The 20601-nt window shown below is 63.6% G+C and carries 23 protein-coding genes and 2 pseudogenes; 19 read left to right on the top strand and 6 right to left on the bottom strand.

Annotation, left to right across the window (positions count from 1 at the left end; genetic code table 11):
- Nucleotides 1-89 precede the first annotated feature (89 nt).
- Nucleotides 90-953 carry a LysR family transcriptional regulator gene (locus tag LB577_RS12480; RefSeq protein ID WP_224686919.1) on the bottom strand — a complete coding sequence of 288 codons (864 nt, stop codon included), beginning with the start codon at nucleotides 951-953 and terminating at the stop codon, nucleotides 90-92.
- A gap of 107 nt (nucleotides 954-1060) precedes the next feature.
- Between LB577_RS12480 and LB577_RS12475 the strand changes: the two genes are divergently transcribed.
- Complete coding sequence (locus tag LB577_RS12475; RefSeq protein ID WP_224686918.1) at nucleotides 1061-2077, top strand: zinc-dependent alcohol dehydrogenase family protein; 1017 nt, start codon at nucleotides 1061-1063, stop codon at nucleotides 2075-2077.
- Between the two features lie 15 nt (nucleotides 2078-2092).
- Here LB577_RS12475 and LB577_RS12470 read toward each other — a convergent pair whose 3' ends face one another.
- The 3 genes and pseudogenes from LB577_RS12470 to LB577_RS12460 all read right to left on the bottom strand — a co-directional run bounded on the left by LB577_RS12470 (nucleotide 2093) and on the right by LB577_RS12460 (nucleotide 4811).
- The gene (locus LB577_RS12470) at nucleotides 2093-3136 is read right to left on the bottom strand and encodes a tetratricopeptide repeat protein (RefSeq protein ID WP_224686917.1); all 1044 of its coding nucleotides are present in this window, start codon (nucleotides 3134-3136) and stop codon (nucleotides 2093-2095) included.
- A gap of 1 nt (nucleotide 3137) precedes the next feature.
- Nucleotides 3138-3785: pseudogene (locus LB577_RS12465) on the bottom strand (thiamine phosphate synthase).
- A gap of 141 nt (nucleotides 3786-3926) precedes the next feature.
- The gene (locus LB577_RS12460) at nucleotides 3927-4811 is read right to left on the bottom strand and encodes a DMT family transporter (RefSeq protein WP_224686916.1); all 885 of its coding nucleotides are present in this window, start codon (nucleotides 4809-4811) and stop codon (nucleotides 3927-3929) included.
- Between the two features lie 134 nt (nucleotides 4812-4945).
- On the opposite strand from LB577_RS12460, the gene LB577_RS12455 reads away from it, so the two are divergent.
- The 3 genes from LB577_RS12455 (at nucleotide 4946) to LB577_RS12445 (ending at nucleotide 7124) form a co-directional block, all read left to right on the top strand.
- Nucleotides 4946-5395, top strand: a complete 450-nt coding sequence (locus LB577_RS12455; protein ID WP_140573076.1) for an Lrp/AsnC family transcriptional regulator — start codon at nucleotides 4946-4948, stop codon at nucleotides 5393-5395.
- Nucleotides 5396-5505: 110 nt separating this feature from the next.
- Nucleotides 5506-6234, top strand: a complete 729-nt coding sequence (locus LB577_RS12450; RefSeq protein ID WP_224686915.1) for a class I SAM-dependent methyltransferase — start codon at nucleotides 5506-5508, stop codon at nucleotides 6232-6234.
- Nucleotides 6235-6353: 119 nt separating this feature from the next.
- Nucleotides 6354-7124 (top strand): sulfite exporter TauE/SafE family protein, encoded by a 771-nt coding sequence (locus tag LB577_RS12445; protein ID WP_224686914.1) that lies wholly within the window; start codon nucleotides 6354-6356, stop codon nucleotides 7122-7124.
- Nucleotides 7125-7165: 41 nt separating this feature from the next.
- Here the strand turns inward: LB577_RS12445 and LB577_RS12440 are convergent, their stop codons facing one another.
- Nucleotides 7166-7717 carry a DUF2269 family protein gene (locus LB577_RS12440; protein ID WP_224686913.1) on the bottom strand — a complete coding sequence of 184 codons (552 nt, stop codon included), beginning with the start codon at nucleotides 7715-7717 and terminating at the stop codon, nucleotides 7166-7168.
- A gap of 578 nt (nucleotides 7718-8295) precedes the next feature.
- On the opposite strand from LB577_RS12440, the gene LB577_RS12435 reads away from it, so the two are divergent.
- The 5 genes from LB577_RS12435 to LB577_RS12415 all read left to right on the top strand — a co-directional run bounded on the left by LB577_RS12435 (nucleotide 8296) and on the right by LB577_RS12415 (nucleotide 12177).
- Nucleotides 8296-8829, top strand: a complete 534-nt coding sequence (locus LB577_RS12435; RefSeq protein ID WP_140573080.1) for a DUF1465 family protein — start codon at nucleotides 8296-8298, stop codon at nucleotides 8827-8829.
- A gap of 62 nt (nucleotides 8830-8891) precedes the next feature.
- Entirely contained in the window at nucleotides 8892-9404 is a 513-nt protein-coding gene (gene ruvC, locus LB577_RS12430; protein ID WP_013892528.1) for a crossover junction endodeoxyribonuclease RuvC, read from the top strand.
- 13 nt (nucleotides 9405-9417) lie between these two features.
- Nucleotides 9418-10038 carry a Holliday junction branch migration protein RuvA gene (gene ruvA, locus LB577_RS12425; protein WP_013892529.1) on the top strand — a complete coding sequence of 207 codons (621 nt, stop codon included), beginning with the start codon at nucleotides 9418-9420 and terminating at the stop codon, nucleotides 10036-10038.
- Nucleotides 10039-10081: 43 nt separating this feature from the next.
- The gene (gene ruvB, locus LB577_RS12420; protein ID WP_224686912.1) at nucleotides 10082-11119 is read left to right on the top strand and encodes a Holliday junction branch migration DNA helicase RuvB; all 1038 of its coding nucleotides are present in this window, start codon (nucleotides 10082-10084) and stop codon (nucleotides 11117-11119) included.
- Between the two features lie 161 nt (nucleotides 11120-11280).
- Entirely contained in the window at nucleotides 11281-12177 is an 897-nt protein-coding gene (locus tag LB577_RS12415; protein WP_224686911.1) for a metallophosphoesterase, read from the top strand.
- Nucleotides 12178-12185: 8 nt separating this feature from the next.
- On the opposite strand, the gene LB577_RS12410 is transcribed toward LB577_RS12415, so the two are convergent.
- Complete coding sequence (locus tag LB577_RS12410) at nucleotides 12186-13439, bottom strand: glycoside hydrolase family 5 protein (protein WP_224686910.1); 1254 nt, start codon at nucleotides 13437-13439, stop codon at nucleotides 12186-12188.
- Between the two features lie 57 nt (nucleotides 13440-13496).
- Here LB577_RS12410 and ybgC point away from each other — a divergent pair, with 57 nt between their 5' ends.
- The 10 genes and pseudogenes from ybgC to LB577_RS12360 form a co-directional block, all read left to right on the top strand.
- Nucleotides 13497-13970 carry a tol-pal system-associated acyl-CoA thioesterase gene (gene ybgC / locus LB577_RS12405; protein ID WP_224686909.1) on the top strand — a complete coding sequence of 158 codons (474 nt, stop codon included), beginning with the start codon at nucleotides 13497-13499 and terminating at the stop codon, nucleotides 13968-13970.
- A gap of 144 nt (nucleotides 13971-14114) precedes the next feature.
- On the top strand, nucleotides 14115-14390 hold the full coding sequence (locus tag LB577_RS12400; RefSeq protein WP_224686908.1) for a type II toxin-antitoxin system ParD family antitoxin: 276 nt from the start codon (nucleotides 14115-14117) through the stop codon (nucleotides 14388-14390).
- 1 nt (nucleotide 14391) lies between these two features.
- Nucleotides 14392-14694: a type II toxin-antitoxin system RelE/ParE family toxin gene (locus tag LB577_RS12395; protein ID WP_224686907.1), complete on the top strand. Its 303-nt coding sequence runs from the start codon at nucleotides 14392-14394 to the stop codon at nucleotides 14692-14694.
- Between the two features lie 284 nt (nucleotides 14695-14978).
- The gene (gene tolQ, locus LB577_RS12390; RefSeq protein ID WP_023766137.1) at nucleotides 14979-15689 is read left to right on the top strand and encodes a protein TolQ; all 711 of its coding nucleotides are present in this window, start codon (nucleotides 14979-14981) and stop codon (nucleotides 15687-15689) included.
- Between the two features lie 12 nt (nucleotides 15690-15701).
- Nucleotides 15702-16154, top strand: coding sequence for a protein TolR (gene tolR, locus LB577_RS12385; RefSeq protein ID WP_013892535.1), 453 nt, complete (start codon nucleotides 15702-15704; stop codon nucleotides 16152-16154).
- Between the two features lie 7 nt (nucleotides 16155-16161).
- Nucleotides 16162-17319 carry a cell envelope integrity protein TolA gene (locus tag LB577_RS12380; protein ID WP_023777664.1) on the top strand — a complete coding sequence of 386 codons (1158 nt, stop codon included), beginning with the start codon at nucleotides 16162-16164 and terminating at the stop codon, nucleotides 17317-17319.
- A 66-nt stretch (nucleotides 17320-17385) separates the two neighbouring features.
- Complete coding sequence (gene tolB, locus LB577_RS12375) at nucleotides 17386-18669, top strand: Tol-Pal system beta propeller repeat protein TolB (RefSeq protein ID WP_224687015.1); 1284 nt, start codon at nucleotides 17386-17388, stop codon at nucleotides 18667-18669.
- A gap of 36 nt (nucleotides 18670-18705) precedes the next feature.
- Nucleotides 18706-19083, top strand: coding sequence for a four helix bundle protein (locus LB577_RS12370; protein ID WP_224686906.1), 378 nt, complete (start codon nucleotides 18706-18708; stop codon nucleotides 19081-19083).
- Nucleotides 19084-19328: 245 nt separating this feature from the next.
- Nucleotides 19329-19835: a peptidoglycan-associated lipoprotein Pal gene (pal, locus tag LB577_RS12365; RefSeq protein WP_013892538.1), complete on the top strand. Its 507-nt coding sequence runs from the start codon at nucleotides 19329-19331 to the stop codon at nucleotides 19833-19835.
- A 223-nt stretch (nucleotides 19836-20058) separates the two neighbouring features.
- Nucleotides 20059-20601: pseudogene (locus LB577_RS12360) on the top strand (tol-pal system protein YbgF); the annotation flags it as partial.

Genomic DNA, 20601 nt, shown 5'->3' with positions numbered 1-20601 from the left:
TCGCTGGGAAAGCGATTTCGGGCTTCCAAGACCACAAATCGCCCGGAGAGGCAAGGGACGCGGGATCGGCTCTGGCCGGCCAGCCGGCATCAGGTCTCGATTTTGATGGCTTCGCCGACGGCCTTTGCAATGGCATCCGCGGCATTCGCCAGCCGGTTGAGGTGCGGGGAGCGCAGCGCCACGACCTGCAGTGAAAGATCTAAATCTTCGATATCGACAAGCGCGAGGCCGTCGGGGAGTCCTCGCGCCGCGAGCCGCAATGGCATCAGGCCGAGGCCGTGCCCACGACGTACCCACTCCATCTGCATTGCCGGATCCTGAATTTCGGCCGTCACAACGAGCCGATGCCGTTCGCCGCCCAAACTTGAGAGGAGTTTCTGACGCGCGTCGCAGGGCTCGGGGCTAAGAACCCAAGACATATGAGCCCCAGCGTCTGCAAGATGGGTTTCGGTGCCGCCAGCCTGCACGATGCAGAGACGTTCGATGCCGAGCGCGTCCGAGCACTGACGATCGGCAGGTCGCAGAACGATCGCCGCGTCGAGTTGGCCGCGTTCGAATTGCTCGATGAGTTCCGTGCTCCAGCCAGTCTTGAGCCGCAGCGATAGTTTGGGGAACGCAGCAGCCGCGCCGGCGATAGCGCCCGCGACGCTTGCATCGGACAAGCCGTGTGCCAGGCCGACACGCAGTACGCCTTGCGGCTCGGCATCTGCAGCGAACGCCTTCAGAGCCTGGACCGAAGCCAGTATGTGCTTTGCACGCGCCAGCACCTCCGATCCCGCTGCCGTCAGGCGCGGAGGCTTCTGCCGACGATCGAGAAGCGTGGTCCCAAGCATCTCTTCCAGCCGCTGGATCTGCCGGGTAACGGCCGGCTGCGTCAAAGGCAGGCGGCGGGCCACATTCTGGATCGAGCCTTCCTCAGCGAAGAGAACAAGCGTGCGCAGCTCCTCCAGCATCGTCGAATTACTCCAGATGCATAATCATTCTGATTATTATGAATTTGAAATCGGCGCGCAGGCAAGCGATTTTCCCTTGGCGGGTTGCCAAAAGGAAAGGGAAGACAATGAAGGCCATCGAATTGCAGGCCCCCGGCGGCATCGAAAATCTCAGACCGGTGGAGCGGCCGATGCCGGAACCAGGCCGCCAGGAGATGATCATCAGGGTCAAGGCGACCGCGCTCAACTACCGGGATGTCGAAATTGCCCGTGGCAGCTACCACACTGCCTTTGCGCTGCCGCTGATTCCGCTTTCGGACGGTGTCGGCGAAGTGGTTGCGGTTGGCGCCGAAGTGACCCGCTTCAAGGCCGGCGACCGCGTCTGCGGCACGTTCTGGCAGCGCTGGGTCGGCGGTAGCTTTGCCATGGCCGAACCTTCCTATCAGCGTGGCGGTCCCATCGATGGTCTGCTCAGCGAGTTCGCGCGGCTGGACGAACAGGCAGCCGTGCTTGCGCCACCGCATCTGAGCGATGTCGAAGCGGCGACTTTGCCTTGCGCCGCGGTCACGGCCTGGCATGCGCTGTTCACTGAAGGCCGGATGAAGCCGGGCGATACGGTGCTCAGTTTGGGCACTGGCGGCGTGTCGCTGTTTGCTGTGCAGTTCGCCGCGGCAGCGGGCGCACGCGTGATCGTCACCTCAAGCAGCGATGACAAGCTCACGCGGGCTAAGGCGCTTGGCGCGCATGACGGCATCAACTACCGCAGCGATCCGGACTGGGCGGGGGCGGTGCTGGCGCTGACCGATGGCCGTGGCGCCGACCACATCATTGAAGTCGGCGGACCACAAAGCTTCGACCAATCGTTGAAGGCTGCGGCGCGCGGTGCCCAGATCAACGTCATCGGCTATCTCGGCGGCAGCGAAGGGTCGATCAATCCGCTCGACATCTTTCGCCGCCAGGTCAGGGCGCGCGGCATACCGGTCGGTTCGCGCGAGTCCTTCGAGGCGATGAACCGAGGCATGACCGTCAACCGGATGAAACCCGTGATCGACAAGGTGTTTGCCTGGCAGGATGCGGCCGCGGCCTTCCGGCACCTCGAACACGGATCGCCCTTTGGCAAGGTCGTCCTGGATCACATGCAATGACCGCATGAGCCGGTCTCAAGGCAGGCGGTTCGCCTTCTGCAAGGCCTGCTTGGTCTGGTCGTCGCTCAGCCCTTGCAGGAAATCATCCATCTGAGGATCGATGAGACCGGCGCGGCGCGCGACGATGTACCAGGCGGCGGCGAGCACCAGGTCGGGGTCGACGCCGATGCCTTCCATATAGAGTTTCGCCAAGCGGTTTTCGGCGGCGACATTGCCGCCTTCGGCTGCCTGCTTCGTCCAGCCGAAGGCGGATTTCAGGTCGCGCGCGCCGCCGCGGCCCTCGATCATCCAGGCGGCGAGGTCGATCTGCGCGGTGTCGTAGTTCTGCCGCGCGGCCTGCGCCAACAGGCGCCTTGCGTGCGCGTCGTCGCGGGTCTTGCCGCCGACGCCGTTGGCATATATCTGGGACATGGCGTACTGCGCGTCGGCGAGGCCGGTCGCGGCGGCGCGCTCATAGTAGGAGACCGCCTTGCTCCAGCCTGCGTCGCCGGGATCCTGCTGGACCAGCATCTGCGCGAAATTGAATTGCGCCAGCCGGTTGCCGGCTTCGGCGGCGGCCTGCATCAGCGCATAGGCCTCCTTCTCGTCCTTCTTGACGTAGCGCCCGTCGAGCAGCATCAGCGCGTACTGGAACTGGGATTCCGGCACGCCCTGTTCGGCGGCAAGCGCATACCATTTCGCCGCCTCCGCCGCATTGAGCGGCACGCCGAGCCCGCGCGACAGGATCTCGGCCACCAGCGTCTGCGCCGCCGGGTCGCCGTTTTGGGCGCGGACCAGCGCGAGGTTGTAGGCGGTCTTGTAGAGCCCGCGCTGGAAGGCGCCGTAGGCCGCGTCCGCCGGCTTGGCCCCGAAACGGTCGGGGTTGATGTTGTCGGCCGATGGCAAGGGCGCGGGCTCTGCCGTGGTGGCGGGCTGCGGCAGCTGGTTTTCGATCGGCTTGTCGGTATGCATGCCGGTATCCGGCTTGGGCTGCGGCAAGGGTACCGTTTCGGCGGCGGCAGCGGTCTGGATCATGACCGCCGCAAGCAGGGCCTGAAGGGGAAGCCTTGCCAGTGCCACGTCAATCCTCGAAGCGCGGCGCGGTTTCGTCGAGCGACGCGTTGGCTTGGGCGATCGCCGCCTTCGGATCGACGCCGTCGGCGAACACCGCACTCGACAGGGCGACGAATTCGGCGCCGGTGGCGGCCACCGTCTCGACGGATGCGAGGTCGGATCCAGCCATGACGATGCAGGGGATCTGGATCATGTCGGCCCACCATCGTCCCAGCGACAGGTTGCGCGGGTGCGGCTCGGGCTTGTTGTCGTAGCCGAAGCGGCCGAAGAAGATGTAGTCGGGCCGCGTCTCGCCAAGCTCAAGCGCATCGTCACGCGTCTTGGCGCCGCCGGTGCCGACCATCATCTTGGCCTGGAAATGCCCAATCGTTTCGGCTAGCTCGGTCTTGGAAACCTCGACATGGATGCCATCAGCCTGGACACGGCCCGCGATGCGGGTGTCGCCGGCAATGATGACGGCCACGCCCGCCGCCAGCCCCCCCCGGACCCTTTTTTAGGCAAACGCCTGGAAGGAGGCCTCGTCCATGCCGTTCTCCGGCAGGATCAGCGAAGCGACGTCGCCGCCGTCGAATGCGGCCGCGATACGGTCCGCCGGCACGCCTGGCGGCGCGATCAGCACAATGCGGCAGCGGTTGGGAGGCGTGGCGTCGTTCATGGTTCTTCGATCCCGAGTTTCGCCTATGCCGGGCGAAGATGGTTGGATTGCGGCATAGAGCAAACTGCCCGCTTTGAACAGGCGGACGGGCGGGATCGCTGGTCGAAACGCGTCCAGGTATCTCGTGAGCGGTTGCGGTCGTCAGGCCGGGACCCGCGACCTCCACAGCGTCCAGCCGAGATTCATCCCGGCGGCAGCGATCAGGATGGCGGCCGCGCCGACGACTTGGCTGAGATGCAAGCGATGGCCGAAGGCGGTGACATCGACCAGGATGGCGACGACCGGATAGATGAAGGACAGCGATCCCTGCAGGTGTGTCGGCAGTTTCTGGATGGCGCCATACATCAGGATGTACATCAGGCCGGTGTGGACGACGCCCAGCGTCGCCAGCATGGCCCAGCTCCATGGGTCGGCGGGGAGATGCGAGAGATTGGCGAAGGGCGCCAGCATGACGACGCCGACACAGACCTGGATAAGCGCGATCAAATGCGGCGGCGTGCCCTTGAGCTTCTTGGTGACGATGGCAGCGACTGCCCAGAAGAAGGCCGCGGCCAGCGCCATCAGGATGCCGGCGAAATAGTTGGTGCCGACATCGCCGGCGTCAGGGCCGGCACCGACGATCAGCACCATGCCGGCGAAGGCTATTGTCAGCCAGGTCAGTTTGGTCAGTGTCAACCGCTCGGCGAAGAAGAGCGCGCCGAAGCCGACCAGCATGAAGGGCTGGGTGTTGTAGACGGCGGTGGCGATGGAGATCGACGCGCGGGAGAACGCACTGAAGAGCAGAACCCAGTTGACGACGATGGCGGCACCGCCAAGCGCGGCGAGGCCGATGATGCGCAGCGTCAGTCCGTTGCGCAGCAGCCCCAGCCCGGCGCAGATGACGAGCAGCGTCAGCGCGCCGAATGCGCAGCGCCAGAACACCACATCCATGATCGGCTGGCCGGACATGATCACGAACCAGCCGATCGTTCCCAGGATCGCCATGGCGGCGGACATTTCGATCGTGCCGCGTACCGTATCGTTCATGATGGACCTCTCAAACCCGTTTGAGGCTGCATAATCTCATGCGATGCGGGTGCTTTCTATCTTCTGAGAAAGGGAATATGGATAGATGTCCTAATTATATTAGGCATCTGGTTCGAATCTGTGAGAAATCTGAAATGCTTGACGATCTCGACCGAAATCTCCTCGAAATACTGGTGAGGGATGCGCGGACCTCGCTGAAGGATCTGGCGGCCCAGGTCGGGCTGTCGTCGCCGAGCGTTTCGGAGCGGCTTCGGCGGCTCGAGGAGCGCGGCGTCATCCGGGCCTTCACCGTCGAGATCGATCCGCTGGCGCTCGGCTATACGCTGCAGGCGATCGTGCGCATCAAGCCTTTGCCGGGCAAGCTGCACATTGTCCAGAAGCTGATCGAGGAGATTGCCGAGTTTGGCGAATGCGACAAGGTGACGGGCGATGACTGCTTCGTCGCACGGCTGTTCGTGCGCTCGATCGGTGATCTCGACGGCATTCTCGACCGCATCGCCGACAAGGCCGAGACCAGCACTGCCATCATCAAGGCGCAGCCGATCCGCCGGCGGCCACCACCGCTCGGGGCACCGCCGGCCTGATTGCCTTGACTCCGCGTGGCCGAGGTGGAAATGCGCGGCCGCCCACCAAATGTCAGTCATCCACCGGATGATTGTCCGGGAACGGTGATTGCCTGAACAACGAGGAAGACATGGCGCAGAATATCTACGACCAGCCGGATTTCTTCGCCGGCTACAGCCAGCTTGGCCGTTCGGTCGAAGGCCTGGAGGGTGCCGCCGAATGGCCGGCGTTGCGTGCGATACTGCCTGAAGTCGCCGGCACAAGAATCGTCGACCTCGGCTGCGGCTTCGGCTGGTTCTGCCGCTGGGCGCATGAGAAAGGGGCGCGAGAGATCCTTGGCCTGGACCTGTCGGAGAAGATGCTCGCCCGGGCGAGAGCCGCCAGCCCGGACACCGGCATCACCTATGAGCGGGCCGATCTCGACCAACTCAGCCTGCCGCCAGGCGCCTTCGATCTCGCCTACAGCTCGCTTGCGCTCCATTATGTCGAAGACGTCGCGCGGCTGTTCGAGACTGTGCATCGAGCCCTTTCGCCCGGCGGCCATTTCGTCTTCTCGACGGAACATCCGATCTACATGGCGCCGACCAAACCCGGCTGGCTGATCGATGCCGAAGGCCGCAAGACGTGGCCCGTCGACCAGTATCTGGTGGAAGGCCCTCGCAAGACCGACTGGCTTGCCAAGGGCGTGGTCAAATATCACCGCACGATCGGCACCACGCTGAACAGCCTGATCCGGTCCGGCTTCACCATAGAGCATGTCGAGGATTTCTGTCCGACGGCCGAGCAGATCGCGGCCAGGCCGGAACTGGCGGAAGAGCTCGAGCGGCCGATGTTCCTGCTGGTTTCGGCGCGGCGATAGCGCCGGCGCCAGCCATTGGCCGGGCGCGCGGCGGCGGCCCCAAATTTGCTGTCGCCCGACGCGCAATTCTAGGCTATTCAGGCCGTTGACTCGCTTTCCCTCCAGACCAGTCCCTCCCCATGTCAGGCCTGCTTCTCGATCCGTGGTTCTACGCGGCCGCCATTCCGGCGGTCATTCTGGTCGGCCTGTCCAAGGGCGGGTTCGGCGGCGCCGTCGGCTTCGTCGGCGTGCCGCTGATGGCATTGACCATGCCGCCGGTGCAGGCGGCTGCCATCCTGCTGCCCATCCTGTGCCTGATGGACATCGTCTCGGTGTGGACATGGTGGGGCGTTTACGACCGCAAGATGTTGATCGACATGATGCCGGGCGCCGTCATCGGCATCGGCCTCGGCTGGCTGACAGCAGCCCTGGTCACCGAGGAGGCGGTGCGGCTCATCGTCGGCGCCGTCGCCATCATCTTCGTGCTGCGCTGGCTCTATCTGCAGTTTCGCCATGGCTCGAGCCACGCCGCCGAACCCAACCGCGTGGCTGCCGCCCTATGGGGAACCGTCGCCGGCTTCACCAGCTTCGTCGCGCATGTCGGCGGGCCGCCCTTCCAGGTCTATGCCTTGCCGATCCGGCTCGACCCCAAGGTGCTGTCGGGCACGGCGGCGATCTTCTTCGCCGCCACCAATGCGTTGAAGCTCGTGCCCTATTTCGCACTCGGCCAGTTCGACACCGCCAACCTGACGGCGTCCGCCGTGCTGATGCCGCTGGCGCCGGCGTCGACCATCGCCGGCGCCTGGCTGGTGCGGCGCATGCGGCCGGAGATTTTCTACCCCTTCACCTATGCCACGGTGGCGGTGGTGGCGCTGAAGCTGCTATGGGACGGCGTCGCCGGCCTTATCTAGCAGGCGAGGCGGGTGTTCAGCCGCTCTCAGTGTTTGGGGGATCAGGCGGCGCTGGGCACAAGGCGACGGCTTCCGCCGAAGGCCAGCACGGCGCCCGTCACCAGGACCAGCACCATGCCGGCTAGAATGCCGATGTCATCCGCGGTCGGCTTGAGCACCATGTCGGCGACGATCACCAGCATCACCGCATAGTCGAAGCGTGCCGCGCTCATCATGCGCTGGCCAATGGCAAGCACGGAAGACGTGACGCCTTCCGTGGCGATCATCGCAGCCATGCGCTCGCCGGTCGGCTTGAAGATGAACATGCCGATCGAGAAGGTGGTGGCGTAGCCGACCAGGCCGATGACGATCCAAAGATCGGAGAAGCCGACCCAGAAGCCGCACATGACAAGGCCGAAGAGCAAGGTAAGCATCGACATCGGTGCGAAGAAACGCCCGCCCAACTGCCCACTGGCACGCATCGCCTGAAGCTTGTCCTCGATGTTGCCGGCGCGTTCGGCAAGCATACCGAGCAGAAACAGTACGAAGCCGCCGCCGACCCACAAGGTGGCTGAGACGATGTGGAGAAATTTGACGATCGAATACCAGTCCATCGGTTGCTCCTGGAATATTTTCGGGTTGCCGCGGCGGAGCGGACATGCGCCAGCCGTCAGAGGAGCGGGCGTTTAGCGCAGCGCCTGTTTCGGAACGATGTCGCGAAAAACCGCCTGTGTTTCGGCGGTTCGATCGGCGCGGCTCCCGGCAACAGCCCGGTGCGCGGTTTCGCCAGAGCGAATTTCGAAACAGGCTCCGAGCCTGAAGCGAGGTTTGGTCCGTGTGCTGTTACGGCACAGGAGCGGGGCGTTCGGTCAAAAAACATCGGCGCCGTTAAGGGTCCATTAAGCTTTACAGGCGTTTACTATGTCCATCCAGTGATCTGGATTCTTACCGAGTGGTTGGAGCCACTTTGTTTGACGCCTCCCTGTTAAACTCCTGAGAGCCGCCTTATCCGCGGCTCTTTTTTTGTCCGCATTCCAGCGACATTGCGCGCACGGGATCGCTGTTAACCTTCTGTTAAACATGTGCTTGCCTTCACCCCTGGCGAAGCGCATTTTCAAGCTTCAGTCTTATAGGGTCCCGGGTGTATCGGCAGTGAGCCGAATCGGCCGGTTGCAAGTGCAGGGGCGTATCCATGAACGAGGCTTCGAAGGGCAGTGCGAAAACCGTCAAACTGGCGGAGCGCCGGGTTTTTTCGCACTCCTTCAAACCGCTCTACCAGGAAGGCATGGGCCTGGTCGAACAGGCAGCGGAATATCTCGACGGCAAGGGCCGGGCCGAGGCCAAGAAGCTGTCGCGGCTGGCCGCCACGCTCTACGCGGCCGAATCGATGCGGCTGACCACCAGGCTGATGCAGGTTGCCTCGTGGCTGCTTTTGCAGCGCGCGGCCAATTCCGGCGAGATGACCCGCGACCAGGTCGCTTCGGAAAAATCCAAGGTGCGCCTCGACACGGCTTCCGCCCATAACGAGGCGGCCGGCTGGGCCGAACTGCCCGACGATTTCCTCGACCTCGTCACTCGCTCGCTGCGCCTGCAGGCGCTGGTGCGCCGCATGGACGAGGAGATCTACGGCGCCAGCGCCATGGTAGACATGCAGCCCGTGGCCCGCCGGGCCAATCCGGTTTCGGACCAGATCAGCCTGCTCAACACGGCTTTCGCCCGCAATTAGCTCCGTTTCTGGTTTGTTCACATTTTGCTGGCATCGCTGTCCGCCGGAGGTAAACTGGCGGGATGGGGGACGCGATTCGCATTATCGGGATTGATCCGGGGCTCAGGCGCACCGGCTGGGGCATCGTAGAGAGCCTCGGTAATTCCTTGCGCTTCGTCGCTTCCGGCACCGTGCGCTCCGAGGACAAGGCGGCGCTGGCAACGCGGCTTTGCCAGTTGCATGACGGGCTCGCCGAGGTTCTGCATGCGGCCATGCCGCACGAAGCGGCCGTTGAACAGACCTTCGTCAACAAGGACGCGGTGGCGACGCTGAAGCTCGGCCAGGCGCGCGGCATCGCCATGCTGGTGCCGGCGCGCGCCGGCCTCGTCGTCGCCGAATATGCGCCCAACGCCGTCAAGAAGGCGGTGATCGGCGTCGGCCATGGCGACAAGAAGCAGATCCACATGATGGTGAAGGTGCTGCTGCCGAAAGCGACCTTCGACACCGAACATGCCGCGGACGCGCTGGCGATCGCGATTTGCCACGCGCATCACCGGCAAAGCGTTGCTTACCGGATGGCGGCATTGGCATCATGAGAGGCTTTGCGGAATGATCGGCAAGCTCAAGGGCACGTTGGACGAGATCGACGAGGATCATTGCCTCGTCGACATCCATGGCGTCGGCTATGTCGCCTATTGCTCGGCGCGCACGTTGGCAGCACTGCCTTCTCCCGGCGAAGCGGTGGTGCTGTTCATCGAGACCTATGTGCGCGAGGATATGCTGCGCCTTTATGGCTTCCAGTCGCAGCTCGAGCGCGAGTGGTTTCGGCTGCTGATGAACAATGTGCCGGGCGTCGGCGCCAAGGTGGCGCTTGCCATCCTGTCGACGCTGACGCCGGCCGACCTCGCCAATGCGATCGCGCTGCGCGACATCGCCATGGTCAGCCGTGCGCCGGGTGTCGGCAAGAAAGTGGCCGAGCGCATCGTCACCGAATTGAAGAACAAGGCGCCGGCCTATGCCGGCGCCGCCTCCGGAACCATCGGCCTGAAGCAGGAACTCGGCGATGGCGTGGCGCCCGCGCCGATCACCGATGCCGTCTCGGCGCTGGTCAACCTCGGCTATTCGCGCGACACCGCCGCCAATGCGGTATCGGCGGCGCTGAAGACGGCGGGCGAGGACGCGGACGCCTCGAAGCTGATCCGCTTCGGGCTGAAGGAACTGGCGCGGTGAGGGCTCGCTTGTCCGTTTCCCGGCCATATGCGAGGAAGACGGCATGAGCCTAGCGCCCCGCCTGATTGCTCCCGAAAAACGCGGCGAGGATGCCGAGCAGACCTTGCGGCCGCAGACGCTTGACGATTTCGTCGGCCAGGCGGCGGTGCGGGCCAACCTCAAAGTGTTCATCGAAGCTGCCAAGGGCCGCAACGAGGCGCTCGACCATGTACTGTTCGTCGGTCCGCCGGGGCTGGGCAAGACCACGCTGGCGCAGATCATGGCACGCGAGCTCGGCGTCAATTTCCGCTCGACCTCCGGGCCGGTCATCGCCAAAGCCGGCGATCTCGCCGCACTGCTCACCAATCTCGAAGAAGGCGACGTGCTGTTCATCGACGAGATCCACCGGCTGAACCCGGCGGTGGAGGAAATCCTCTACCCGGCGATGGAGGATTTCCAGCTCGACCTGATCATCGGCGAGGGGCCGGCGGCGCGTTCGGTCAAGATCGACCTTGCCCGGTTCACGCTGGTCGCCGCCACGACGCGGCTTGGCCTGCTCACCAATCCGCTGCGCGACCGTTTCGGCATTCCGGTGCGGCTTAATTTCTACACGGTCGAGGAATTGGAACAGATCGTGCGGCGCGGCGCGCGCATCCTGCAGATGCCGCTCGGCGACGATGGCGCGCTCGAGATCGCGCGGCGCGCGCGCGGCACGCCACGCATCGCCGGCCGGCTGCTGCGCCGCGTGCGCGATTTCGCCTCCGTGGCCGGCGACGGCCATGTCGACCGCCTGATCGCCGATGAGGCCCTGACCCGGCTGGAGGTCGACGCGCTCGGCCTCGACGCGCTCGACCGGCGCTACCTCTCCATGATCGCCCGCAATTTCGGTGGCGGGCCGGTCGGCATCGAGACGATCGCGGCCGGCCTGTCCGAGCCGCGCGACGCCATCGAGGACATCATCGAGCCCTATCTGATCCAACAGGGCTTCATCCAGCGCACGCCACGCGGACGCATGCTGACGGCCAATGCCTGGCGCCACCTCGGCCTCGACGCACCGAAGGATCTGGCGCAGCAGCAGATCAACCTGTTCCAGGAAGAGTAGCGGCGCCAATGATCAGGCGCGGGTTCCAGACCCAATGATCAAGCATCTGTGAACGCCCTGCGCAAAATCTACTCGTCTTTGCCGATTTGCCGGCGCAATCGTGGACTTTATCGGCGCTGCCTCGCGGCACGACGCCGCGATCCAAGTGCCGGAGCCACAGAATGATAACCAGACGCGGGTTCCTGCGCTTCATGGGCGGGTCGTTCCTGTCGGTCGCCGCGTTCAGCGCCTATGCGGTCGGCATCGAGCCGATGCTGCTGACGCATGTGAAGCGCTATGCGCTGACGCCGCCGCACTGGCCGGATGGGCTGAAGCTGCGTGTCGTCGCCCTGGCCGACATCCATGCCTGCCGGCCGTGGATGACGCAGGAGCGCATCGCATCGCTTGTCGAAGAGGCGAATGCCCTGCAACCGGACCTGATCGTGCTGCTTGGCGACTACATCGCCGGCATGCGCCTGGTTTCGCAAAGAGTGACGCCTCCGCAATGGGCGGGCGCCCTGTCAGGGCTCAAGGCGCCGCTCGGCGTGCTGTCTATCCTTGGCAACCACGACTGGTGGAACGACGGCTTCGCGCAACGGGCAGGGGTTGGTCCGACGATCGCGCGCAAGGCATTGGAGAAGGTCGGCATTCCGGTGCTCGAGAACGACGCCGTGCGCTTGGAAAAGGATGGGCATGGTGTCTGGATCGCGGGGCTCGCCGATCAGCTGGCCCTGCTGCCGACCAAAAAGGGCGACAGGCCCAAGGGGCTGGACGATCTCGACGGCACGCTGGCCAAGGTCAGCGATAGTTCCCCTGTCATCTTGCTGGCGCACGAACCGGATATCTTCCCGAAAGTGCCGTGGCGGGTTTCGCTGACGCTGTCGGGACACACCCATGGCGGGCAGGTGCGGCTGTTCGGTTATTCGCCGATCGTGCCGTCGCGTTACGGCAATCGCTACGCCTACGGCCATGTCGTGGAAAGCGACCGCAACCTGATCGTCTCAAGCGGACTTGGCTTCAGCAATTTGCCCATCCGTTTCGGAATGCGTCCGGAAATCCTGTCGATCGACCTTGGCTGATGCGTGGTTCAGCGCAGGTTGCGGATTGCCTTCATCACGTCGGGCTCGGCCTTGTCGCCGTTGAAGGCGTCGACGATGCCGAACGCGCCGCCATAGCTCCACACCGACCATGAGAAACCGTGCGCCTCGGCGCGGGCGATCATGTCCTTGACATAGGCGGCTCGATACTCGGGCGGCATCACGTAGGAATTGCCGTATTCCTGGCGGATCATGCCGAACTCGCCCAGCGTGATGTTTTCCGGCTTGATGCTGTTGGCCTTCGCCCACGCCTCGACCTTCTTGAACGGCGCGTCCATGAGGCCGTTGAGCTTGTCGGGGCTGTCCATGCTGGCGACCTGTTCGTCGAGATAGGCAAGCAGGCCGCTCTGCCGTGTCCATGGCGCCTCGGCCTTGATCCGGGCGCGGATGGTGTCCAGCGTCATTTCGAGCTGTGCCTTCGGCATGGCGGTCAGCGGATAGGGCAGGCCGGTCACATAGGGGATGAAGTCGCCGGCCCAGGTCGCGCCTTGGTGGGTGAGCAGGAACGGATCGTAGGAATGGAAGGTCCAGATGACGTTGTCGTCGGGGATGGCCTTCGGATCGATCTTCTCCAGCGACGACGCGGCGGAATAGCAGGCGCCGGACAGCACCAAGGTGAGTTTCGTCGCCGAGGATCGGGCGGCGGCGAGCAATTTCTGCTGGCGGTCGGGCCACAGGCTGGTGCCGTCGCTATCGCAATCGACGATCGGTTCGTTCATCAATTCGAAGGCGACCTTCTTGGGATCCTCACCGGCCAGGGTGCGGGCCATCTTGCGCACCATGGCGACATAAAGGTCGAAGGTCCGCGGGTCGTCCATCACCTCTGCCATGCCGATCTTGCGGCTGCCGCCGGCGGGGATCAGATGCATGTCGACGATCACCTTCAGGCCGGCGCGGTTGATCATGCGCACCGAGTCCAGCACGCTGGCATAGAGGTCGTCGCGCAACGCTGTCGTCTGGTCGGATAGCAAGGGCGACGGGTCAACCGGCATGCGCAGGAAATCGAAGCCGGCGTCCTTCAGCCTCCTGAGATCGTCTTCCCCAAGGAATTTGCGCCACTCGGGATAGGGCAGGATGGCCTTGGCGTCGCTCCATTGATCTTCGCCGGGCCAGGTGACCCACTGGTCGAGATTGAGACCGCGCTTCATCGAGAAGGTCGCCGCATGGCCAGGCAGCGACAGGGCCGCCAGCACCAGCAGCAGCCCCGCCATCAAACTCTTGATCATCGCCGTCAACAGTGCCATCCGATGCTAGGTCACGCGGGGAACAGGTGCCTCGCCGCGACTGAAAAAGGAAGCGCAATGGGCGATCATGGTGAATCGGCGACGCTGCTGGCCGGGCTCTCCGGCGTACTGACCGCGTCCGGGCATCGGCTGATGGCGCGAGTCTACTATGCCGACACCGATTTTTCGGGTGTCGTCTACCATGCGCGTTATCTCGAATTCCTCGAGCGCGGCCGCTCCGACTATCTCAGACTCACCGGCGTGCATCACACCGAACTTGCCGACGGCAAGCATGGCGAAAGAATAGTCTGGGTGGTGCGGCGCATGGAGATCGACTTCCGTATCCCCGCCCGCATCGACGACATCCTGACCGTCGACACCCGTACCGAGGCCATTTCCGGAGCTCGCATCTTCATGGTGCAGCAGCTCAAACGCGGCGACGAGGTGCTGGTCGAGGCCAAGGTCGAGGCGGCGATCATCGGCGAGAGTGGCCGGCCGAGACGCTTTCCCAAGGAATGGATCGCGGCGTTCATGCCTAGGTCTGGTGCGTAGGCTGATTGAACGGATTGCCCCTGGCGGCGCTAAAGCTCATCAATCTGGTTTTCAGCGGGGGTGGCGCGCCAGAAAATAGTATGACAGTGTCATACACTGTGCTATGAAACTGTGCTATGAAGGAGGGGCAAGGAAACATTCGCCATGAGAACCAGCAAGCCCATAAGCGTAACGCTCGGACGCCAGCAGAGCAGCCTTGACGCCCGCCTGGCGTCGGGAGCGTATGATTCCGCGAGCGAAGTCATGCGTGCCGCGCTTCGCGCCCTTGACCGCGAGGAACAGGTCATCGCCGCCATCATGCGAGCCAAGGTGCAGGAGGCTCTCGACGATCCGCGCCCGGACATCCCTGCCGAGGACGTGTTCAAGGCATTGCGCGAGCACCATGCAGACCGGATGAAGGCCGCCAAGCGTGACGCATAGGGTGGTTTTCAGACCCTCGGCGCAGTCCGATCTCTTTGCCATTTACAACTACATCGAAAAGGAAAGCGGTGCCGCGCGTGCCGGTGGCTATATCGACCGCATTGAGGCAGCGTGCATGGCACTATCCACGTTCCCGGAACGTGGCATCGTTCGCGACGCCATCGGATCCGGCGTCCGCGTCGTCGGCTTCGAACGTCGTGCGTCGATCCTGTTTCGGGTCGACGCAGAGCAGGTGCTGATCCTGCGTATCCTCTATGGCGGGCAGGACTACCCCACCTATTATGTGGACGAAACGGACTTCTAGCCGCATCGCACAAACCTTATGTCTGCCCTTATGTCTGCGCCCCGGCCACGCCATCGGGCGCGGCAATGCGCCGCGCCTTACGGACTAACCCATCCTTAACCATAACGGTTCATGAAGAGATTGGTGAAGATTGGCGCTATCCAGCGCCTTCCTTTCACCAATATTTGCCCCGAAAAGGCCGCGAAAGGCTCGACTTGGGGTGCCCGGTAGCTTCGTGCGAACCGACCACAAGGGATGCCAGGGGCCAGCCGCCAGCTTCGCCCGGAAATCTTAAGGACGTAACGATGGAAAATATCGCACTCGCCGAACCGGGCGCGCAATTGTCGATTTGGGCGCTGTTCATGCAGGCCAGTTGGGTGGTCAAGCTGGTCATGATCGGGCTGCTTTGTGCCTCGGTCTGGACCTGGGCGATCATCATTGACAAGCTGGTTGCCTATGGCCGCATGCGGCTGGCTCTCAACCGCTTCGAGCAGGTCTTCTGGTCCGGGCAGTCGCTGGAAGAACTCTACCGCACGCTCGCCGACCGCAAGACGTCAGGCATGGGCGCCATTTTCGTCGCCGCCATGCGCGAGTGGAAGAAGAGCTTCGAGAAAGGCGCGAAAACGCCGCTCGGGCTGCAAACCCGCATCGACAAGGCCATGGACCTGGCGCTGACCCGCGAGATGGAGAAGCTGGAGGGGCGCCTCGGCTTCCTCGCCACCACCGGCTCGGCCGCCCCCTTTATCGGCCTGTTCGGCACCGTCATCGGCATCATGACCTCGTTCCAGGCCATCGCCGGCTCCAAGAACACCAGCCTTGCGGTGGTCGCGCCCGGTATCGCCGAGGCGCTGCTGGCGACGGCCATCGGCCTGCTCGCCGCCATTCCCGCCGTCATCGCCTACAACAAACTGTCGTCCGACGCGAGCAAGATAGCGGTGCGCATGGAAGGGTTCTCCGACGAGTTCTCCGCCATACTCTCGCGCCAAATCGATGAAAAAGTCGCGCCGAAGGCCTGAGGAGCACAAAAGATGGGTATGTCCGTAGGCATGGCAGGGCGCGGCGGGCGCGGCCACCGGCGGCGCGGCCGTCACCATGGACTGATGTCGGAAATCAACGTAACGCCGATGGTCGACGTCATGCTGGTGCTGTTGATCATCTTCATGGTCGCCGCACCGATGCTGACGGTCGGCGTGCCGATCGACCTGCCGGATACGCAGGCCAAGGCGATGAATGCCGACACGCAGCCGATCACCGTCTCGATCGATGCCGCGGGTAAGATCTATCTGCAGGAGACCGAGATTCCGATCGAGGAGTTGGTGGCCAAGCTGCAGGCGATCTCGAAGACCGGCTATGAGGAGCGCATCTTTATTCGTGGCGACAAATCCACCGACTACGGCACGGCGATGAAGGTGATGGCCCGCATTTCGGCCGCCGGCTACAAGAACATCGGCCTGGTTTCACTGCAGGAACAGGATCAGTAGCAAGACGATGAAGACCGGCCTCACCACATCGGTGATCCTGCACACGGCGGTGCTGGCCTTCGGCTTGTTCACCCTGTCGGCTCCGGCCGCGCTGCCGTCGGCCGATGTCGAGTCGGTCGCGGTCGATATCGTGCCGATGGAAGCCATCGCGCAGACATTGCAGGGCGACAAGAAGGCCGTGATGCATGAAAAGCCCGCGCCGTTGCCGACGCAGCGTCCCGATATCGTGCCGAATGCGCAGAAAGTCGGCGAGAACAGCGTCGACACCGACAAGCCGATAACGCCGGAAGCCAAGCCCAAGCCGGTCGATACGACGTCGGCTCCGCCACCCGCACCGACTCCCAAGGAAACGCCGAAGACCGAAGACGTGCCGAAGCCGCAGGAAAAGCCGAAGCCCATTCCGGCGACGGAGGTTGCGCCGGCGCCGCAGCCCAAGGAAGAGGTCAAGCCCGAGCCGGTCAAGCAGGTGGAGCCCAAGCCGACGCCGGCCAAGCCGGCGCCGACCCCGCCGCCGCAGGACAAGACCGCCGCTATCGATCCGACGCCCGAGGTCAAGCCTGATGCGGTCGCCGAGGCCATAGCGAAGGACCCGCCGACCGAAGAGACCCAATTGCCAAGCTCGGCGCCGGCGCCGGAAGCGCGGCCGAAGCCGCAGCCGGCACAGGCGGAAAGCGCCAAGGCGCCGGACCGGAAGGATGCCGACAAGCCGGTCAAGGAAGCCTCGTCCAAGCCAAAGTCCGACGACAAGCAATTCAACGCCGACGAAATATCTGCTCTCCTCGACAAGCAGAAGCCGTCCGGCGGCGGCGCCAAGCGTTCGACCCAGCAAGCCTCGCTCGGCGGTGACAAGGATCAGGGCCAGAAGCTCTCGAAGTCGGAACAGGGGGCTCTGGAAAGCCAGCTGGGCGGCTGCTGGACGCTGCCGGCCGGGCTGGAAGGCTCGGAGAGTTTCGTCGTGGTGGTGCGTTTCAACCTGGACAACTCCGGCAAGCTCGATGGTCGTCCATCGGTAGAAAAATCGAGCGGCAACCGGCAGTTCGATGAGAGCGCGGTCCGTGCGGTGCAGAAATGCGACGTGGCCGGGCTGCAGGTTCCCGCCGGCAAGCAAGACATCTGGAACGACATCCGGGTCACCTTCGATCCAAGGGAAATGCTCGGCCTCTAGGTCCGGTTATCCGAAAATCAGTATGAGAAGCGAGAAGACATGAAATCAATCCTCAAGCCGCTCCTGATGGTCGCAGCGATGGCGATGGGCATGACCGCCGCTGGCACGCTGCCGGCACTGGCGCTGGTCGAACTCAACGTCAACAAGGGCAATGTCGAGCCGTTGCCTATCGCCATCACGGATTTCCAGGGCGGCGATGCGCTTGGTGCCCAGATCTCGCAAATCATCACCGCCGATCTCAAGCGCTCCGGCCTGTTCGCGCCGATCGACAAGAGTGCTTTCATCGAGAAGATCTCGAACCCGGATGCCGCACCCCGCTTCGACGACTGGAAGGTGATCAACGCCCAGGCGCTGGTCACCGGCAGCGTCAGCAAGGAAGCCGACGGGCGCATCCGCGCGCAGTACCGGCTTTGGGACACCTTTGCCGGCCAGCAGATGGCCGGCGAGCAGTTCTTCGCCAACGATGCCAACCAGCGCCGCGTCGCCCACATCATCGCCGACGCCATCTACGAGCGGCTGACCGGCGAGAAGGGCTATTTCGACACGCGCGTCGTCTTCATCGACGAGTCCGGCGCCAAGAACGCGCGCAAGAAGCGCCTTGCCATCATGGATCAGGACGGCGCCAACGTCCGCTATCTCTCGGACGGCCGGTCGATCGTGCTGACGCCGCGCTTCTCGCCGAACCGGCAAGAGATCACCTACATGTCCTATGAAAGCGGCCAGCCGCGGGTCTATCTCCTGCAGATCGAGACCGGGCAGCGCGAACTCGTTGGCAACTTCCCCGGCATGACGTTCGCGCCGCGCTTCTCGCCCGACGGCCAGAAGGTGATCATGAGCCTGCTGCGCGACGACGGCAATTCCAACATCTTCGCCATGGATCTGCGCAGCCGCTCGACGACGCGGCTGACCAATTCTACCGCCATCGACACCTCGCCCTCCTATTCGCCGGATGGCAGCAAGGTCGTGTTCACATCCGACCGTGGCGGCCGCGCGCAGATCTACGTGATGGGCGCGGACGGCTCCGGCCAGACCCGCATTTCCTTCGGCGACGGTGTCTATTCGACGCCGGTATGGTCGCCGCGCGGCGACCTTATCGCCTTCACCAAGCAGACCGGCGGCGAATTCCAGATCGGCGTCATGAAAACCGACGGTTCGGGCGAGCGCATCCTGTCGTCGGGCTTCCAGCAGGAAGGGCCGACCTGGGCGCCGAACGGCCGCGTCCTGATGTTCTTCCGCGACGCCAATGGTGGTCCGAAACTGATCTCGGTCGATCTCACCGGCCGCAACGAGCAGCCGATCCCGACTTCGAATTTTGCGTCCGATCCGGCTTGGTCGCCGCTGCTTGAATAGGGGAATTGAAGAACTGAGGAATTGAAGAACTGAGGAATGGAGAAGCAGAGAGGCTACGTTGGGCGCGCCAGGGACCTCGAGGTCTACAAGCGGGCCTATGCGGTTTCTCTCGAGATTCACAAAGCCACCCTTGCCTTTCCGAAGATCGAGCAATATGCGCTCGCCGATCAATTGCGCCGTTCGAGCAAGGCGATCTGCGCCAATCTGGCTGAGGGGTTTGCCAAACAGCCTCACTCCAAAGCTGAATTCGCGCGGTTCATTTCGATGGCGGTGGGATCATGCAGCGAGGTGGAGACGTGGATTTCCTACGCATCCGACCTTGAGTACATCTCGAAGACACAACTCGACAGGTGGCAGCAGTTCTATAGCCATATCTATGGGATGCTGGTGAATCTCAGAGCAGCGCTGAAGTGACCTCTTTCTCCAACTCTTCAATTCTCCAGTTCTTCAATTCCCCTTTTTCCACGCCTTCGTCGCGTTTTGGCCGTATTTCCGCCTAGGGTCCGCGCCAATTGTGGCCTCAAGCCAAACAGCTGCGGACGGGCAGCTAAACCTAATATTAACCGTGTTTCTTGAATGCCGGTTAACCCAAACGTGGTTACTGGGTGATCAACGAAATCACTCGAATACGATCACTCGAAATACGAAGGAGAGGCGGCATGGGCCGTATCGCAGCACTTACCAGAAACCCGGTCATGATCGCGCTGGTGGCGATGCTCGCCATCGCCGGTTGCGCCTCGAAGAAGACGCCGAACAGCGCCGCTGATCTCGGCCTCAACGGCGCGGGTGCCGCAACGCCCGGCTCGGCGCAGGACTTCACCGTCAACATCGGCGACCGCATCTTCTTCGACACGGACTCGTCCTCGATCCGCGCCGATGCGCAGACGACGCTTGCCCGCCAGGCGCAGTGGCTGAACCAATACAAGCAGTATGCCATCGTCGTAGAAGGCCATGCCGACGAACGCGGCACGCGTGAATACAATTTGGCGCTTGGCGCCCGCCGCGCCGCGGCGGCCCGCGACTTCCTCGTTTCCAAGGGTGTCGCTTCCAGCCGCCTGAAGACCATTTCCTACGGCAAGGAACGCCCGGTCGCGGTGTGCGACGACATCTCCTGCTGGTCGCAGAACCGCCGCGCGGTCACCACGCTCAGCGGCGCCGGTTCCTGATCGGCGCAGGGCCGTCCAGCGGTGCGCCAGGAGAGGGCGCTGCGGTAGCGGCAGAAATGCAACACAGCTTTGCGAAAGGCGGCCTCCGGGCCGCCTTTTTCGTATCCGGCTGCCCGAAACAAAATTTGGCCGAAGTCTCGCGCCCTGCTATGAGCCGAGGGCGCTTGGCTGGTCTCATGGTGATTGGAAGGCGCGGACAACTAACGACATACGCGAGAGGCACATGCATTTGAGATCGGTTCTGAGCGGCACGCTTGCGCTGCTGCTCCTATCAGGCGTCACAGCCTCGGCTAGCGGCTTGGGGGCTAGTGGCCCGGGGCAATCAACCGACAGCGGCTTTTCCTTCCATCTGCCGTCGATCGAGTTGCCCAGCCTGTTCGGCGACAAGAAGAAACCGGATCAGGTCCAGCTTGCGCAGCAGTCGAATGGCGCCGGCGCAACCGCGCTCGAGGATCAGCTGCGGCAGATGAACGGCAAGATCGAGGAACTCAATTTCCAGATCCTGCAGATGCAGGAACAGATCCGCAAGCAGCAGGAAGACAACGAGTTCCGCTTCCAGCAGCTCGAAGGCGGGGCGCAAGGCGGACAAGCACCGGCACAGAAGAAGTCGGATGCGGGCACCAACAACGACGTGGCCTCGGCCCCCGCAACCAAGGCGCCGGCCGATGCCGGCGCCGCGGCCGGCCACGATCAGTCCACTGGCGGCAAGCCGGGCGAGGACGTCCTCGTCGCATCGCCCGCTGGGGCCCCGGGCAAGGTGCTCCCC

The organism is Mesorhizobium sp. B283B1A (assembly GCF_020165735.1).
GTDB classification, from domain to species: domain Bacteria; phylum Pseudomonadota; class Alphaproteobacteria; order Rhizobiales; family Rhizobiaceae; genus Mesorhizobium; species Mesorhizobium opportunistum.
The sequence above is the reverse complement of the archived record's forward strand: the minus strand, read 5'-3'. Positions and strand labels throughout refer to the sequence as shown.

What these genes read in the sequence shown, in the direction of transcription:
- LB577_RS12435 (WP_140573080.1), top strand. Translation starts at nt 8,296, where the DNA reads ATGAACGAGGCTTCGAAGGGCAGTGCGAAAACCGTCAAACTGGCGGAG.
- LB577_RS12480 (WP_224686919.1), bottom strand. Translation starts at nt 953, where the DNA reads ATGCTGGAGGAGCTGCGCACGCTTGTTCTCTTCGCTGAGGAAGGCTCG.
- ruvB (WP_224686912.1), top strand. Translation starts at nt 10,082, where the DNA reads ATGAGCCTAGCGCCCCGCCTGATTGCTCCCGAAAAACGCGGCGAGGAT.
- LB577_RS12415 (WP_224686911.1), top strand. Translation starts at nt 11,281, where the DNA reads ATGATAACCAGACGCGGGTTCCTGCGCTTCATGGGCGGGTCGTTCCTG.
- LB577_RS12410 (WP_224686910.1), bottom strand. Translation starts at nt 13,439, where the DNA reads ATGGCACTGTTGACGGCGATGATCAAGAGTTTGATGGCGGGGCTGCTG.
- ruvC (WP_013892528.1), top strand. Translation starts at nt 8,892, where the DNA reads ATGGGGGACGCGATTCGCATTATCGGGATTGATCCGGGGCTCAGGCGC.
- LB577_RS12445 (WP_224686914.1), top strand. Translation starts at nt 6,354, where the DNA reads ATGTCAGGCCTGCTTCTCGATCCGTGGTTCTACGCGGCCGCCATTCCG.
- LB577_RS12400 (WP_224686908.1), top strand. Translation starts at nt 14,115, where the DNA reads ATGAGAACCAGCAAGCCCATAAGCGTAACGCTCGGACGCCAGCAGAGC.
- LB577_RS12475 (WP_224686918.1), top strand. Translation starts at nt 1,061, where the DNA reads ATGAAGGCCATCGAATTGCAGGCCCCCGGCGGCATCGAAAATCTCAGA.
- pal (WP_013892538.1), top strand. Translation starts at nt 19,329, where the DNA reads ATGGGCCGTATCGCAGCACTTACCAGAAACCCGGTCATGATCGCGCTG.
- LB577_RS12370 (WP_224686906.1), top strand. Translation starts at nt 18,706, where the DNA reads ATGGAGAAGCAGAGAGGCTACGTTGGGCGCGCCAGGGACCTCGAGGTC.
- tolB (WP_224687015.1), top strand. Translation starts at nt 17,386, where the DNA reads ATGGTCGCAGCGATGGCGATGGGCATGACCGCCGCTGGCACGCTGCCG.
- LB577_RS12380 (WP_023777664.1), top strand. Translation starts at nt 16,162, where the DNA reads ATGAAGACCGGCCTCACCACATCGGTGATCCTGCACACGGCGGTGCTG.
- LB577_RS12460 (WP_224686916.1), bottom strand. Translation starts at nt 4,811, where the DNA reads ATGAACGATACGGTACGCGGCACGATCGAAATGTCCGCCGCCATGGCG.
- ybgC (WP_224686909.1), top strand. Translation starts at nt 13,497, where the DNA reads ATGGGCGATCATGGTGAATCGGCGACGCTGCTGGCCGGGCTCTCCGGC.
- LB577_RS12440 (WP_224686913.1), bottom strand. Translation starts at nt 7,717, where the DNA reads ATGGACTGGTATTCGATCGTCAAATTTCTCCACATCGTCTCAGCCACC.
- LB577_RS12450 (WP_224686915.1), top strand. Translation starts at nt 5,506, where the DNA reads ATGGCGCAGAATATCTACGACCAGCCGGATTTCTTCGCCGGCTACAGC.
- LB577_RS12455 (WP_140573076.1), top strand. Translation starts at nt 4,946, where the DNA reads ATGCTTGACGATCTCGACCGAAATCTCCTCGAAATACTGGTGAGGGAT.
- ruvA (WP_013892529.1), top strand. Translation starts at nt 9,418, where the DNA reads ATGATCGGCAAGCTCAAGGGCACGTTGGACGAGATCGACGAGGATCAT.
- tolQ (WP_023766137.1), top strand. Translation starts at nt 14,979, where the DNA reads ATGGAAAATATCGCACTCGCCGAACCGGGCGCGCAATTGTCGATTTGG.
- tolR (WP_013892535.1), top strand. Translation starts at nt 15,702, where the DNA reads ATGGGTATGTCCGTAGGCATGGCAGGGCGCGGCGGGCGCGGCCACCGG.